Source organism: Stenotrophomonas maltophilia (assembly GCF_023518235.1).
GTDB lineage: Bacteria > Pseudomonadota > Gammaproteobacteria > Xanthomonadales > Xanthomonadaceae > Stenotrophomonas.
The window spans coordinates 2,107,747-2,121,525 of record NZ_CP090423.1 but is presented as its reverse complement, the minus strand read 5'-3'; the positions used below and the strand labels follow the sequence as shown (position 1 = coordinate 2,121,525).

The window sequence follows — 13,779 nt, the reverse complement described above, 5'->3', positions numbered from 1 at the left end:
GCGGCCCCGGGTGGGCCGGAACGAGAGTTGATGAGCAGGCTGTTCAGAAGCGTCGAGGGCGGGGAGCTGTTCCCCAACGGAAGCGTGGTCTGTATCGGCGCATTCGACGGCCTCCACCTGGGGCATCGTGCGCTGGTCCGCCACGCGGTCGCCCGCGCGCGCGCCTTGGGCGTGGCCGCAGTGGCGGTGGCCTTCGAGCCGCTGCCACGTGAATTCTTCGCCCAGGGCACGCCGCCGCCGCGGCTGACCCTGGCGCGCAGCAAGGTCGAGATCCTGCGCGAGCTGGGTGTCGATGCGGTCGGCCTGCTGCGCTTCGACGCGGCGATGGCAGCGATGCCGGCCGAGACCTTCGTACGCCAGCTGCTGGTGCAGCGCCTGAACGCCCGCGAAGTCTGGATCGGGCCGGAGTTCTGCTTCGGCAACCGCCGCCGTGGCGATCTGGCCCTGCTGCAGAAGATGGGCGCCGAGCTGGGCTTCAGCGCCGGCGAGATCGAAGCGGTCGACCTGCATGGCGAGCGCATCTCCAGCACCCGCATCCGCCAGCTGCTGCAGGAGGGCGACTTCGCCCGTGCCGGCGACCTGCTCGGCCGTCCGTACGCGATCAGCGGGCGGGTGGTGCGCGGGCGCCAGCTCGGCCGTACGCTGGGCTTCCCCACCGCCAACCTGCGTTTCCCGAAGACTCCGGCGCTGTCGGGCATCTACGCGACCTGGGTGCACGGGGTGTTCGATCAGCCGTGGCCGTCGGTCTCCAGCTTCGGCACGCGGCCGACAGTGGACGGCGTGGAGCCGCTGCTGGAAGCGCACCTGTTCGACTTCCAGGGTGACCTGTACGGTCGCCACATCGACGTGGAGTTCGTCGCCAAGCTGCGCGACGAAGAGAAATTCAATGATCTGGCGGCGCTGACCGACCAGATGCACCGCGACGCCGAACAGGCGCGCGCCATCCTTTCCGAACATAGATTGCGAGCCACTGCGTGAGCCAGGACTACAAGACCACCCTGAACCTGCCAGCCACCGAATTCCCGATGCGCGGCGACCTGCCCAAGCGCGAGCCGGGCATTCTGGCGCAGTGGGAAGCGCAGGGGCTCTACCAGCAGCTGCGCGACAACGCCGCCGGCCGCCCGCTGTTCGTGCTGCATGACGGCCCGCCGTACGCCAACGGCCGCATCCACCTCGGCCACGCGGTCAACAAGATCCTGAAGGACATCATCGTCAAGTCGCGCTACCTGGCCGGCTTCGATGCGCCCTACGTGCCGGGCTGGGACTGCCATGGCCTGCCGATCGAGATCGCGGTCGAGAAGAAGTGGGGCAAGGTCGGCACCAAGCTCGACGCCGTTGAATTCCGCCAGAAGTGCCGTGAGTTCGCCGAAGAGCAGATCAACATCCAGCGCGTGGACTTCAAGCGCCTGGGCGTGACCGGCGACTGGGACAACCCGTACAAGACCCTGAGCTTCGACTTCGAGGCGAACGAGATCCGTGCGCTGGCCAAGGTCGTGGCCAATGGCCACCTGGTGCGCGGTGCCAAGCCGGTGTACTGGTGCTTCGACTGTGGCTCGGCGCTGGCCGAAGCCGAAATCGAGTACCAGGAAAAGGAATCGCCGGCGATCGACGTGGCCTACGCCGCGCGTGATGCGCAGGCCATCGGCCAGGCATTCGGCGTGAGCGTGCCGGCCGACGTCGAAGTGGCGGTGCCGATCTGGACCACTACGCCGTGGACGCTGCCGGCCTCGCTGGCGGTGTCGCTGGGTGCGGAGATCAACTACGTGCTGGCCGAAGGCCCGGCGCACAACGGCAAGCGCCGCTGGCTGGTGCTCGCCGCCGCGCTGGCCGAGCGCGCACTGCAGCGCTACGGCGTTGAGAGCGTGGTGCTGCATGGTGAAATCGCCGGCGCCGCGTTGGAAAACCAGCTGCTGGCGCATCCGTTCTACCCCGAGCGCGAGATCCTGGTGCTCAACGGAGACCACGTCTCCGACGAGGACGGTACCGGTGCGGTGCACACCGCCCCCGGCCACGGCCAGGAAGACTTCGTGGTCAGCCAGAAGTACGGCCTGCTGGACAAGTACAACGCCGGTCAGGTGACCCCGATCGACGGCCGTGGCGTGTACCTGGAATCGACCCCGCCGGCCGGTGACGTAGTGCTGGCCGGCCAGCACCTGTGGAAGGCGCAGGAAGCCATCGTCGGCGTGCTGCGCGACAACGGTGCGCTGCTGGCCTTCCATCCGATCCGCCACAGCTACCCGCATTGCTGGCGCCACAAGACGCCGGTGGTGTTCCGCGCCACCCCGCAGTGGTTCATCTCGATGGACAAGGCCCACCTGCGCCGCGATGCGCTGGCGGCCATCGACACCGTCGGCTGGTTCCCGAGCTGGGGCAAGGCGCGCATCCAGAGCATGGTCGACGGTCGCCCGGACTGGACCATCTCGCGCCAGCGCACCTGGGGCGTGCCGATCGCCCTGTTCACCCATCGCCAGACCGGCGAGATCCACCCGCGTTCGGTGGAGCTGATGCAGCAGGTCGCCGATCGCGTCGAAGCCGAGGGCATCGACGTGTGGTACTCGCTGGACGCTGCAGAGCTGCTGGGCGCTGAAGCGGCCGACTACGAGAAGGTCACCGACATCCTCGACGTCTGGTTCGATTCGGGCGTCACCCATGAAGGCGTGCTCGCGGCGCGTGGCTTCGGCAAGCCGGCCGACCTGTACCTGGAAGGTTCCGACCAGCATCGCGGCTGGTTCCAGTCCTCGCTGCTGACCGGCGTGGCGATCGACAAGCGCGCGCCGTACAAGCAGTGCCTGACCCACGGCTTCACCGTGGACGAGCACGGCCGCAAGATGTCCAAGTCGCTGGGCAACGGCATCGAGCCGCAGGACATCATGAACAAGCTGGGCGCGGACATCCTGCGCCTGTGGATCGCCTCGGCCGACTACAGCAACGAGATGTCGCTGTCGCAGGAGATCCTCAAGCGCAACGCCGACGCCTACCGTCGCCTGCGCAACACCGCACGCTTCCTGCTCGGCAACCTGGACGGTTTCGATCCGGCCCAGCACCTGCGCCCGCTCGACCAGATGGTCGCGCTGGACCGCTGGATCGTGCATCGCGCCTGGGAGCTGCAGGAGAAGATCAAGGCGGCCTACGACGGCTACAACATGGCCGAGATCGTGCAGCTGCTGCTGAACTTCTGCAGCGTCGACCTGGGTTCGCTGTACCTGGACGTGACCAAGGACCGCCTGTACACGATGCCGACCGATTCGCACGGTCGCCGTTCGGCACAGAGTGCGATGTACCACATCGCCGAAGCGTTCACCCGCTGGGTCGCACCGATCCTGACCTTCACCGCCGACGAGCTGTGGGGCTACCTGCCGGGCGAACGTGCCGGCCACGTGCTGTTCACCACCTGGTACGACGGCCTGGCGCCGCTGCCGGCCGATGCCCAGCTCGACGCGGCTGATTTCGACCAGTTGCTGGCCGTGCGCGAGCAGGTGGCCAAGGTACTCGAGCCGATGCGTGCCAACGGTGCAATCGGCGCTGCGCTGGAAGCGGAGATCACCCTCGCCGCCAGCGAAGCGCAGGCCGCCAGGTGGCAGCCGCTGGCCGATGAGCTGCGCTTCCTGTTCATCAGCGGCGACGTGCAGGTGCGCCCGGCGACCACCGACGAGGTGTTCGTCAGCGCGCAGCCGACCAGCAAGGCCAAGTGCGTGCGCTGCTGGCACCACCGCGCCGATGTCGGCAGCAACGCCGATCACCCCGAACTGTGCGGCCGCTGCGTGAGCAACATCACCGGCGCCGGCGAACTGCGGAGCTGGTTCTGATGGCCGCGCCCCGTCCGCATCCCAATGCCCTGGTCTGGCTGCTGCTGTCGGTGGTCATCATCGGCCTGGACCAGTGGTCCAAGGCCTGGGTGCTGTCGAGCCTGCCGGAGTTCCAGCCGGTGGTGGTCATCGATGGCTTCTGGAACTGGTACCGCACCTACAACACCGGTGCGGCGTTCAGTTTCCTGAGTGACGCCGGTGGCTGGCAGAAGTACTTCTTCACCGCGCTGGCGATCGCCATCAGCGGCCTGATGGCCTGGTGGCTGCGCGGCACTGCCCGTGGCAACTGGAAGGCCGCGGTGCCGTATGCGCTGATCATCGGCGGTGCCATCGGCAACGTGATCGACCGCCAGGTGCACGGCCACGTGGTCGATTTCATCCAGTGGTACGTGGGCAGCTACACCTGGCCCTCGTTCAACATCGCCGATTCGGCCATCGTGGTCGGTGCCATCGGCATCGCCCTGTTTGGCCTGTTCGACGGCAAGTCCGCCAAAAAGGCGGATAATGCCAACCCGAAACCGTAAGCCGGCCGCCGCCGGGAGACTGAACTGATGGATGTGCTGCTCGCCAACCCGCGTGGTTTCTGTGCCGGTGTCGATCGTGCGATCGAGATCGTCAAGCGCGCGATCGAAACGCTGGGCGCGCCCATCTATGTCCGCCATGAAGTGGTGCACAACCGCTTCGTGGTCGATGACCTGAAGCAGCGCGGTGCGATCTTCGTCGAGGAACTGGACGAAGTGCCGGACAACAACACGGTCATCTTCAGCGCGCACGGCGTGTCCCAGGCCGTGCGCCAGGAAGCCGAACGCCGTGGTCTGAAGGTGTTCGACGCCACCTGCCCGCTGGTGACCAAGGTCCACTTCGAGGTTGCCCGCCACTGCCGTGCCGGCCGTGACGTGGTGCTGATCGGCCATGCCGGCCATCCGGAAGTGGAAGGCACCATGGGCCAATGGAACCGCGAAGCGGGTACCGGCCAGATCTATCTGGTCGAGGACGTCGAGCAGGTAGCCACGCTGCACATCAACCAGCCGGAAAACTTCGCCTACACCACCCAGACCACGCTGTCGGTGGATGACACGCGCGGCATCATCGATGCGCTGCGCGAGCGTTTCCCGGAAATGCAGGGCCCGAAGAACGACGACATCTGCTACGCCACGCAGAACCGCCAGGATGCCGTGCGCGACCTGGCCAAGCGCTGCGACCTGGTGCTGGTGGTGGGTTCGCCGAACAGCTCCAATTCCAACCGCCTGAGTGAACTGGCCCGCCGCGAAGGCGTGGAGTCGTACCTGATCGACGGTGCGCACGAGATCGACCCGCGCTGGGTGGAAGGCAAGCAGCACATCGGTGTGACCGCCGGTGCCTCGGCGCCGCAGGTGCTGGTTGATGGCGTGCTGGCGCGGCTGGCCGAGCTGGGTGCCAACGGCGTGTCCGAGCTGGATGGCGAGCCGGAATCGATGGTGTTTGCACTGCCGAAGGAACTGCGCCTGCGCCTGGTCGACTGACCGGGCCTGACTCTGCTGGGTGCGAACCCGCACAAGGTGGGTGCGGACCTTGGTTCGCACTGCTTTTGCATGCACCCCATCCACGCACGGCGTGGATCTACCGCTCACGGCCTTGTTGCCGGGTTTGTCGCTTCTGGTGGGGTTCGGGCGCCCATGACCTTTGGCCATGGGGCAGGGCACTCTACAGGCCTAGCATCGGAGGATTCTCCGTTGTTGGATGCCGCCCGATGAAGACCCGTGCCCTGGTGATGTCCGTGCTGTTCGCGCTGGGCGCAACGCCCGCACTGGCGCAGACCTCGCCGCCGGCCAACGCCGCCGCCCCCGGCCTGCTGCGCATCGATGTGGACGCGCGCGACCTGGCCCGGCGCATCTTCAAGGTCACCGCGACCGTGCCGGCCAAGCCTGGCCCGATGACGCTGCTGTATCCGCAGTGGATTCCCGGCAACCATTCGCCCACCGGCCCGATCGACAAACTGGCCGGCCTGCGCGTCACCGCCAACGGCAGGCCGCTGGCCTGGCAACGAGATCAGTTCAACGTCTACGCATTCAAGGTGGAGGTGCCCGAAGGCGTGAGCGAGATCGTCGCCCGCTTCGATTTCCTGTCCTCGCAGGGCGGCAGCCAGGGCCGGGTGGTAATGACCCCGGAAATGCTCAACCTGCAGTGGAACGCCAACTCGCTGTATCCGGCCGGTGTCGATGCACGCCAGTTGCAGGCGCAGGCCAGCGTGACCCTGCCCAAGGGCTGGTCGTTCGCCACCGCACTGGAAACCGCGCGCCGCGACGGCGACACCGTGGTGTTCAAGCCGATTTCCTATGACCACCTGGTCGACTCACCGCTGTTCGCCGGCGAGCACTACCAGCGTATCGATCTCGACCCGGGTGCGAAGGTGCCGGTGCACCTCAACGTGTTCGCCGACGAGGCCAGGTCGCTGAAGCCGACCGACGCGCAGATCACGATGCACCGCGCGCTGGTGCAGCAGGCCGACAAGCTCTACGGTGCGCGTCACTACAACCACTATGAATTCCTGCTGGCGCTGACCGACCGCCTCGGCGGCATCGGCCTGGAGCACCACCGTTCCAGCGAGAACAGTGCCGATCCGGGCTACTTCACCGAGTGGGATGCCAACGCCTGGATGCGTGACCTGCTGCCGCACGAGTACACCCATTCCTGGAACGGCAAGTACCGTCGTGGCGCCGATCTGGCCACCGCCAACTTCAACGTGCCGATGGGCGACAGCCTGCTGTGGGTGTACGAAGGGCAGACCCAGTTCTGGGGCCAGGTGCTCGCAGCGCGCTCGGGTCTGTGGTCCACCGCGCAAGCGCGCGACATGCTGGCCAATGTGGCCGCCACCTATGACCGCGGCCGTCCCGGCCTGGCCTGGCGTCCGCTGCAGGACACCACCAACGACCCGACCATCGCCCAGCGCCGCACGTTGCCGTACCGCAACTACCAGATGAGCGAGGACTACTATTCCGGCGGGCAGATGCTGTGGCTGGAAGTGGAGGGCAAGCTGCGCGAGCTGAGCGGCAACCGCCGCAGCCTGGATGACTTCGCGCGCGCGTTCTTCGGCATCGGTAATGGCGATTGGGACGTCAACCCGTACACCTTCGACGACGTGGTAGCGACCTTGAACGGCATCGCTCCGTATGACTGGGCGACCTTCCTGCGCGGCCGACTGGACGGGCATGGTTCGCTGACCGGCGGCCTGGCGCTGGCCGGCTGGACGCTGGTCTACCGCGATACCCCGAACGAGGCCTACAAGGCGCAGGAGAAGCGCGCCAAGGCGGCATTGCTGGCCTACTCGCTGGGCGCGACTGTGCTCGACAGCGGCACGGTCGGCGACGTGATCTGGGACAGCCCGGCGTTCAACGCAGGGTTGGCCCCGGGCATGAAGGTGATCGCCGTCGGCGGCCGCGAGTACAGCAGCCAGCGGCTGAAGGATGCGGTCGCGGCCGCGGCAAAGGACAAGGCGCCGATCGTGCTGCTGGTGAAGCAGTTCGACCGCATCGAGACGATGAACATCGACTACCACGGTGGCCTGCAGTACCCGGTGCTGGAGCGCATTGCCGGCAAGCCTGACCGCCTGGCCGAGCTGTGGAAGGCCCGATGAAACTGCGCATGCGCGACGGCGTGATCCTGCTGATGGCGGTCCTCGCCATCGTTGGCGGGTTCCTGCACGGCGATGGGCGCTGGCTGCACTGGTTGACCAAGCCGGCGACGACGCTGCTGATCGCGGCCATCGTCTGGCAGGCGCGCGATTCCGCGCGGCCGTTCTACCGGCGCGCGGTGCTGGCCGGCATGCTGTTGTCGTGCCTGGGCGACATCGCGCTGATGTTGCCGGTGGATGCGTTCGTGCCGGGCCTGATTGCCTTCCTGCTGGCGCACCTGTGCTACATCAGCGCCTTCCGGGAGGGCCTGCGCGCGGGCCGTGGGCTGCTCGCCGCCACCCTGTTGCTGGGCGCATTCGCCGTGCTCAACGTGATGGGCCTGTGGCCGCACCTGCCGGCGCCGATGCGTATTCCGGTGCTGGCGTATGTGGTGGTGCTGGCATCGATGGCGGTGCTGGCCCTGGCACGGCAGTGGCGCCGACCGCAGCCTGATGCGGTGGAAGCGTGCAGTGCGCGTTGGGCCGCGGCCGGCGCGCTGCTGTTCGTGGCCAGCGATTCCCTGCTGGCCTGGGACCGCTTCGGCGGCGGCCTGCCGTTGGCCAGCCTGCTGGTGCTGTCCACCTACTATGCCGCGCAGTACGCGATCGCCCGCTCGGTGAAACAGCAATAAGGGGACGGAGGGGATTAAGTCGTATCCGGCATCCATGGCAGAAACGACTTAATCCCCTCCGTCCCCATTTTCTCAGCGGAACTGCAGGGTCAGCAGCATGTAGCGGCCGAGGGGATCATCCAGTCCCGGCATCTGCCCACCGTTGCCGACCAGGTAGTTCACTGGTTGTGCGTCCAGCACGTTGTGCACATCCACGGCCGCGACGATCCGAGGGCCGAGCCGGCGTGCCAGGTGCAGGTTCCAGCGTAGCTGCCGGGGGTTCATGCAGTGGTTCAGTTCGCGCTGGTCGTCCGGGCATTCCGCGCCGGGCAGCCAGGCGCGCGTTCGCCCCACCTGGTTGCCGCGCAGGGCGACATCCCAGTTGCTGTTCTGCCATTGCACGTTGAGTACGGCGGCCGTCGTCGGGGTGGCGTGGCCGCGCAGGTCCACCGCCGCGTCCTGGCCGCGGTCGCGGCGAAGCGCTTGTTGCTTCAGTGCATCCAGCGAGAACAGCCACTGGCCGTTGCCACCGGCATCAATGCGGTACTCGCCGCGCATCACCCAGTTGCGTGAGGTGGTGCGGCCGATGTTGTCGAAGGACAGGCGCAGGCTGCGCAGGTGGCCGTCCTCATCCAGTTCCCAGGTGCTGCTGTTCCATACCGCATCGGCCGGTTGCAGGGCCAGGATCTCGTTGCGCAGCTCGACGATGTTGTGGGTCAGCGACAGCGAGACCGTTTCGGTGGGCGTCCACGATGCGGCCAGCGAATGGCTGCGTGATCGCTCCGGCTTCAATGCATCGTTCTCGAACACCTCGGCGGTGACACTGCAGCGGCCACCGCCGGCGAGCTGTGCGCATTCGGGCAGGGCACTGGATGCTGGCAGCTCGATTGAACCGAAGTAACCGGGCGGTCGGCGCTGCTCGAACAGGCTGGGGGCTCGGTAGCCGCGTCCGCTGGCCAGCAGGAACGACCAGTGCGCGGTGGGGCTCCAGCGCAGCCCGGCGCGCGGCGAGAACGCACTGTAACCGCCATCGCGATCGGCGCGCGCGGCCAGGTCCATGCGCAGCGTGGGCGCCAGCGGCAGGCCGAGTTCGGCGTAGGCGCCGCCGCTGCGGCGTGACAGTCGCCGCTGTTGCTGCGGCAGCCCCAGCGCCAGGTCGCCCTTGCTCAGCAGCGCGTCGGGATGCGATGTCCAGCGTTCCTGGCGCACATCAACGCCGGTGGCCAGCTGGGCATGCCCCCCGGGCAACGGCATCAGTTCGCGCTGTATGCCCCACCAGCCCTGCCACTGTTCGGTGCGGCCGCGATTGCGGATGGAAGGGAACAGCTGCTGGGCCGCATCCGTGCGCAGCGTGGTGAAGCCGGGCAGGAAGTCGAGCGCTTCGGCCGCCCGCAGCAGTGGCTCGGTACGCACCGTGCCCGACGTGGCCAGCGTGACATCGCTGCGCTGGGCGCTGATGCCGGCGTCCCAGCTGCGCCCACGCTGTTCGCGGCCGAGCCCGAACGCCAGATCCGCATCGGTGGCGCGCACCCGTGGGCGTACATTGCCGGCCTCGCGCAGCACACTGTTGAAGGTGAAACCGTACAGGCCGATCGCCACCGCCGTAGGCCCCAGGTCGAAGCGCTGCCGGTTGTGGCTGGCCCGTGCCTCGGCATAGGCGTAGCGCCCGTCGCCACGCTCATGGCGGTAGCGCAGGTAGGCCGAGGCGGTGTCCGAGGCGGGCTGGATCGAACGCGGGCGTGCGCTGTCGAACCAGCAGCCATCGTCGCGGCGCTGCAGCGGTGCCTCGCAGCTGCGCGCCGGCCAGTAGCGGTTGCCCTGGAACGCGCCGATCAGGTACTGCGAGGTTTCCGCATGCCAGTCGCGGCGATCGCCGGCCACATGCTCGATGCGGTACAGGTCGACGCCGGCAAACCAACGGTCGCCGCCGTCGCGCACACCGCCGGTGGCCGCCTGCACGCGGTACTGGCCTGCGTCACCGCGGCTGCTCAGGCCGGTCTGCAGCATCGCCTCGGGGCCTTCGGCCTGGTCGCGCAGGATGATGTTGACCACGCCGGACATCGCATCGGCGCCATAGATGGCCGAGGCGCCGCCGCGCACCAGTTCGATGCGTTCGACGAAGCTGAGCGGGATGCCGCCCAGGTCGGTGAGGCCGCCCTGTTCCAGCGACACCATCGGATAGCGTGGCAGGCGCCTGCCGTTGACCAGGAACAGCGTGGCGCGCGGCCCCATGCCGTCCAGGCTGGTGGTGGTGGCCGCGCCGACCGGCAGGTACTGCGAATCGCCACTGCGCGAGGTGCTCATCGCCGGGTGACCGTTCATGCCGGGCAGGTGCCGCAGCAGGTCGAACAGGCTGCCGTAGCCGCTGCGCAGGATGTCGTCGCGGTCGATGATGGTCACCGGCAGAGTGGTCTGCACCGACGTGCGTGGCAGCCGGCTGCCAGTGACGTGGATCGGTGCCAGCTCCACCTGCGGCGGTACATCGGGTGCCTTGCGTGGCGCTGACAACGCGGGGCGCGTGGCAACCTCGGCTGGCGCTGGCACGGCGGCACGCGTACGGCGCACCACGAATCCGCCGGAGGGGGTACGCAGGATGGTGACCGGCAGGCCGGCGACCAGTTCCTTCAGTGCCGCCGCCACATCGCGTCGGCCGTGGCTGCCACTGCTGCGCAGACCGTCCAGTTCGCGCGCGTCGAACAGCAGCGCGATGCCACTCTGCCGCGCCCACTGCTGCAATGCCGGGGCCAGCGGCCCAGCCGCAACATCGATGTCCAGTGTGCCGGTGGTCTCGGTCGCGGATGCAGGCAATGCGGCGAACGCGAGAGCGATGCAAAGCAGACTGCGGCGCAGCCCTGCCTGCAGCGTGCCCGGTACTGCCCTCACCGCCGTTCTCCTCAGTAGGTGCGGCGCAGTTCCAGCGCGCCGTCCGGACGCGTCTGGCCAGCCACGGACCACCCCAGTTCCAGCGCCGCCAGCAGTTCCTGTGCATCACCGGCGCGGAAGGTACCACTCACCGCCAGGTCGGCGATCTGCGGATCGGCGATCACCAGCGGGGTACGGCCATAACGGTTCATGCGTTCGACCACGATCGACAACGGCGTGCCGTCGAACACCAGCTTGCCGTGCAGCCAGCCTTCGGCGGCGGCGTTGGACGACAGCGCCGGACCCGGCTCGATGCGCCCGGAAGGCGACACCTGCAGCTGCTGGCCCGGCGCCAGAGTGTGCTGGGCGCTGCCGTTGCTGACTTCCACCGCGCCCTCCAGCAGCGCCACTTCAACCCGGCCATCGCGCAGGCGCTCGACCTGGAAGGTGGTGCCGATATCGCGGATGGTGCTGTCGCCGGCGCGCAGCTGCAGCGCTTTGCTCGACGGTGCAACCTGCAGCTGCACGCGCCCGCGTTCAAGCACCAGTACGCGGTGTCGCCAGCCGAAGCGGGCACCCAGCGTGGTGCCGGCATCGAGGGTGACCACGCTGCCATCGGCCAGCGTCTGCTGCCGGGGTTGCAGGGAGTCATTGGCATAGCGCAGTGGCGTCGGGTTGCCATCGACGGCCACCATCCAGCCGATGCCGATGGCCAGGCAGAGGCCGGCTGCCGCCGCCATTGCCGGCCACAGCGGGCGCCGCGGCGGGCGCGCCGCGCGGGCGGCGGCCGTGCGCAACCACGGATCGGCCGCCAGCGCCTGGCTGCGCTGGAACAGGCGCTCGGCCTGGACCCAGGCGGTCACATGGGCGGGATTCTCGGCCAGCCAGTCTTCGAACGTCTCGCGCTCATCGGCGGTGCAGTCCGGTGCTTCCAGCCGCGCCACCCAGGCGCTGGCGCACTCGAACAGCCGGGCGTCATCCTTGTGCCGGTTGCCGCTCATTCGTTGTCCCTGTCGTTGTGCAACGGATCCGATCCGAGTTCCTGGCGCAGGCCCTGCAGCGCACGGGCGATATGTTTTTCCACGGTCTTGGCGGTAATTCCACAATGCCGCGCGATCTGCGTATAGCTCATGCCGGTGATGCGGTTGAGCAGATAGACCTCACGAGCGCGCTCGGGCAGCTTGAACAGGGCCTGCCGCAGCAGGGACAGCATCTGTCCGGACTCGGCCTGGCGCAATGGATCGGGCGACGAGCTGGACGGCTCGTTGCTCCCTTCGTGCTCGGCCAATGACAGGTGCGGCCGCGACTGCGGCGAACGGCCACGGTCTGCCAGGCGGTTGCGGGCGATACGATACAGCAGCAGGCGCAGTTCGTCGGCGCCGTGCGCACGGTAGCGGATCAACCGTTCCATGCAGTCCTGTGCGATGTCCTCTGCATCGTCCGGTCCCACGCCGCGCATGCGCAGGAACGCGCACAACGGCCCGCGTTCTTCCCGTACGAACGCAATGAATGCATCCGCAGGCGCGGACAGGTCCGGCGCGCGATGGAGCAGAGGAGAGGGGGTGGACAGGGCTGGCCTCGGACAACGGTGACGGGGGCACCTTCGAGTTTTACGCGACCGTGACCGGATGGGGAAGAGTGAGATGGGCCATCGCACGGATCGTGAATGAATTCATGCTTGGCGCAGCCATGGACTGGGGGTGTCCGTGCCCAAAGAACGTTATGCAAACCGGCGGCAGCCGCCGGCTTGGCCGTGCCAGGGGCGTTCCGCCCTGCCAGCAGCTGCGGTATGGTCGGCGCGGACCTTTGCCCAGACCCTGCCATGCAGATTGCCGTCTTCAGCGCCCGCCCCTATGACCGCCGTTTCCTGGACGAGGCCAACCTGCGCGATGCGGTCGGGCAGGGCTTTACGTTCGTGTACTTCGAGGCCGCGCTGGACGTGCATACCGCTGCGCTCGCGCAGGCGTGCGCCGGCGTCTGCGTGTTCGTCAACGACCGTCTGGATGCGCCGGTGCTGCATGCTCTGCATGCGCACGGCGTACGTGCCGTGCTGCTGCGCTGCGCCGGTTTCAACAACGTGGATCTGGCCGCCGCGAAGGCGCTGGACCTGTTCGTGGCACGGGTGCCTGCCTACTCGCCCGAGGCCGTGGCCGAACATGCGCTGGCGCTGGTGATGACCCTCAACCGCCAGACCCATCGCGCCTACAACCGGGTGCGCGAGGGCAACTTCATGCTCGATGGCCTGCTGGGGCGCACCCTGCATGGGCGCACGGTCGGCATCGTCGGTACCGGCAAGATCGGCCTGGCGACCGCGCGGATCTTCAAGGGCATGGGCTGCACGGTGCTGGGGCATGACCCGTATCCGTCGCCAGCCTTCGCGGGTGTCGGCGAGATGGTTGGATTGGACGAGCTGCTGGCGCGCGCCGACATCGTGTCACTGCATTGCCCGCTGACACCTGACACCCACCATCTGATCAACGATGCCTCGCTGGCCCGGATGAAACCGGGTGCGATGCTGGTCAACACCTCGCGTGGCGGCCTGGTCGATACCCACGCGGTGATCCGCGCGCTGAAGTCGCGCCGGCTGGGGCATCTGGCCATCGACGTCTACGAACAGGAAAGCGCGCTGTTCTTCCAGGACCTGTCCGGCGAGATCATCGACGACGAGGCCTTCCAGCGCCTGATGACCTTCCCCAACGTGCTGGTGACCGGCCACCAGGGCTTCTTCACCGTGGAGGCGCTGCAGGAGATTTCGGCGATCACCTTGGGCAACCTGGCCGATTTCGCGGCGGGGCGGGCCTGTGCCAACCGGGTAGGGGCGGGCTGATCCGGGTGGATTGACCGCCGGGGC

Annotated in this window: 10 protein-coding genes; 7 read left to right on the top strand and 3 right to left on the bottom strand. The window is 67.8% G+C overall.

What is annotated here, in order from left to right; translation table 11 throughout:
• Positions 1-30: 30 nt before the first annotated feature.
• The 6 genes from LZ605_RS09990 to LZ605_RS09965 all read left to right on the top strand — a co-directional run bounded on the left by LZ605_RS09990 (position 31) and on the right by LZ605_RS09965 (position 8,087).
• Positions 31-978, top strand: a complete 948-nt coding sequence (locus LZ605_RS09990; protein ID WP_249844691.1) for a bifunctional riboflavin kinase/FAD synthetase — start codon at positions 31-33, stop codon at positions 976-978.
• Positions 975-3,806, top strand: a complete 2,832-nt coding sequence (gene ileS / locus LZ605_RS09985) for an isoleucine--tRNA ligase (protein WP_249844690.1) — start codon at positions 975-977, stop codon at positions 3,804-3,806. Before LZ605_RS09990 ends, ileS begins: the two co-directional genes overlap by 4 nt.
• Positions 3,806-4,330, top strand: a complete 525-nt coding sequence (gene lspA, locus LZ605_RS09980) for a signal peptidase II (protein ID WP_249844689.1) — start codon at positions 3,806-3,808, stop codon at positions 4,328-4,330. Before ileS ends, lspA begins: the two co-directional genes overlap by 1 nt.
• 27 nt (positions 4,331-4,357) lie before the next feature.
• Positions 4,358-5,308: a 4-hydroxy-3-methylbut-2-enyl diphosphate reductase gene (gene ispH, locus LZ605_RS09975; protein ID WP_249844688.1), complete on the top strand. Its 951-nt coding sequence runs from the start codon at positions 4,358-4,360 to the stop codon at positions 5,306-5,308.
• 227 nt (positions 5,309-5,535) lie between these two features.
• Positions 5,536-7,419 carry a M61 family metallopeptidase gene (locus tag LZ605_RS09970; protein ID WP_249844687.1) on the top strand — a complete coding sequence of 628 codons (1,884 nt, stop codon included), beginning with the start codon at positions 5,536-5,538 and terminating at the stop codon, positions 7,417-7,419.
• A complete protein-coding gene (locus tag LZ605_RS09965) occupies positions 7,416-8,087 on the top strand; it encodes a lysoplasmalogenase (protein WP_249844686.1) in 672 nt (223 codons plus the stop codon). The genes LZ605_RS09970 and LZ605_RS09965 overlap by 4 nt, the downstream gene beginning before the upstream one ends.
• Before the next feature lie 72 nt (positions 8,088-8,159).
• Here LZ605_RS09965 and LZ605_RS09960 read toward each other — a convergent pair whose 3' ends face one another.
• The 3 genes from LZ605_RS09960 to LZ605_RS09950 are packed head-to-tail and all read right to left on the bottom strand — an operon-like array spanning position 8,160 to position 12,387.
• On the bottom strand, positions 8,160-10,949 hold the full coding sequence (locus LZ605_RS09960) for a TonB-dependent receptor (RefSeq protein ID WP_249844685.1): 2,790 nt from the start codon (positions 10,947-10,949) through the stop codon (positions 8,160-8,162).
• A gap of 11 nt (positions 10,950-10,960) precedes the next feature.
• A complete protein-coding gene (locus LZ605_RS09955) occupies positions 10,961-11,929 on the bottom strand; it encodes a FecR family protein (RefSeq protein WP_249844684.1) in 969 nt (322 codons plus the stop codon).
• Positions 11,926-12,387, bottom strand: coding sequence for an RNA polymerase sigma factor (locus LZ605_RS09950; RefSeq protein ID WP_249844683.1), 462 nt, complete (start codon positions 12,385-12,387; stop codon positions 11,926-11,928). The genes LZ605_RS09955 and LZ605_RS09950 overlap by 4 nt, the downstream gene beginning before the upstream one ends.
• A gap of 363 nt (positions 12,388-12,750) precedes the next feature.
• Between LZ605_RS09950 and LZ605_RS09945 the strand changes: the two genes are divergently transcribed.
• On the top strand, positions 12,751-13,755 hold the full coding sequence (locus LZ605_RS09945) for a 2-hydroxyacid dehydrogenase (RefSeq protein WP_249844682.1): 1,005 nt from the start codon (positions 12,751-12,753) through the stop codon (positions 13,753-13,755).
• Positions 13,756-13,779: the final 24 nt, after the last annotated feature.

What these genes read in the sequence shown, in the direction of transcription:
- LZ605_RS09965 (WP_249844686.1), top strand. Translation starts at nt 7,416, where the DNA reads ATGAAACTGCGCATGCGCGACGGCGTGATCCTGCTGATGGCGGTCCTC.
- LZ605_RS09950 (WP_249844683.1), bottom strand. Translation starts at nt 12,387, where the DNA reads ATGCGCGGCGTGGGACCGGACGATGCAGAGGACATCGCACAGGACTGC.
- LZ605_RS09970 (WP_249844687.1), top strand. Translation starts at nt 5,536, where the DNA reads ATGAAGACCCGTGCCCTGGTGATGTCCGTGCTGTTCGCGCTGGGCGCA.
- lspA (WP_249844689.1), top strand. Translation starts at nt 3,806, where the DNA reads ATGGCCGCGCCCCGTCCGCATCCCAATGCCCTGGTCTGGCTGCTGCTG.
- LZ605_RS09990 (WP_249844691.1), top strand. Translation starts at nt 31, where the DNA reads ATGAGCAGGCTGTTCAGAAGCGTCGAGGGCGGGGAGCTGTTCCCCAAC.
- ispH (WP_249844688.1), top strand. Translation starts at nt 4,358, where the DNA reads ATGGATGTGCTGCTCGCCAACCCGCGTGGTTTCTGTGCCGGTGTCGAT.
- LZ605_RS09945 (WP_249844682.1), top strand. Translation starts at nt 12,751, where the DNA reads ATGCAGATTGCCGTCTTCAGCGCCCGCCCCTATGACCGCCGTTTCCTG.
- LZ605_RS09955 (WP_249844684.1), bottom strand. Translation starts at nt 11,929, where the DNA reads ATGAGCGGCAACCGGCACAAGGATGACGCCCGGCTGTTCGAGTGCGCC.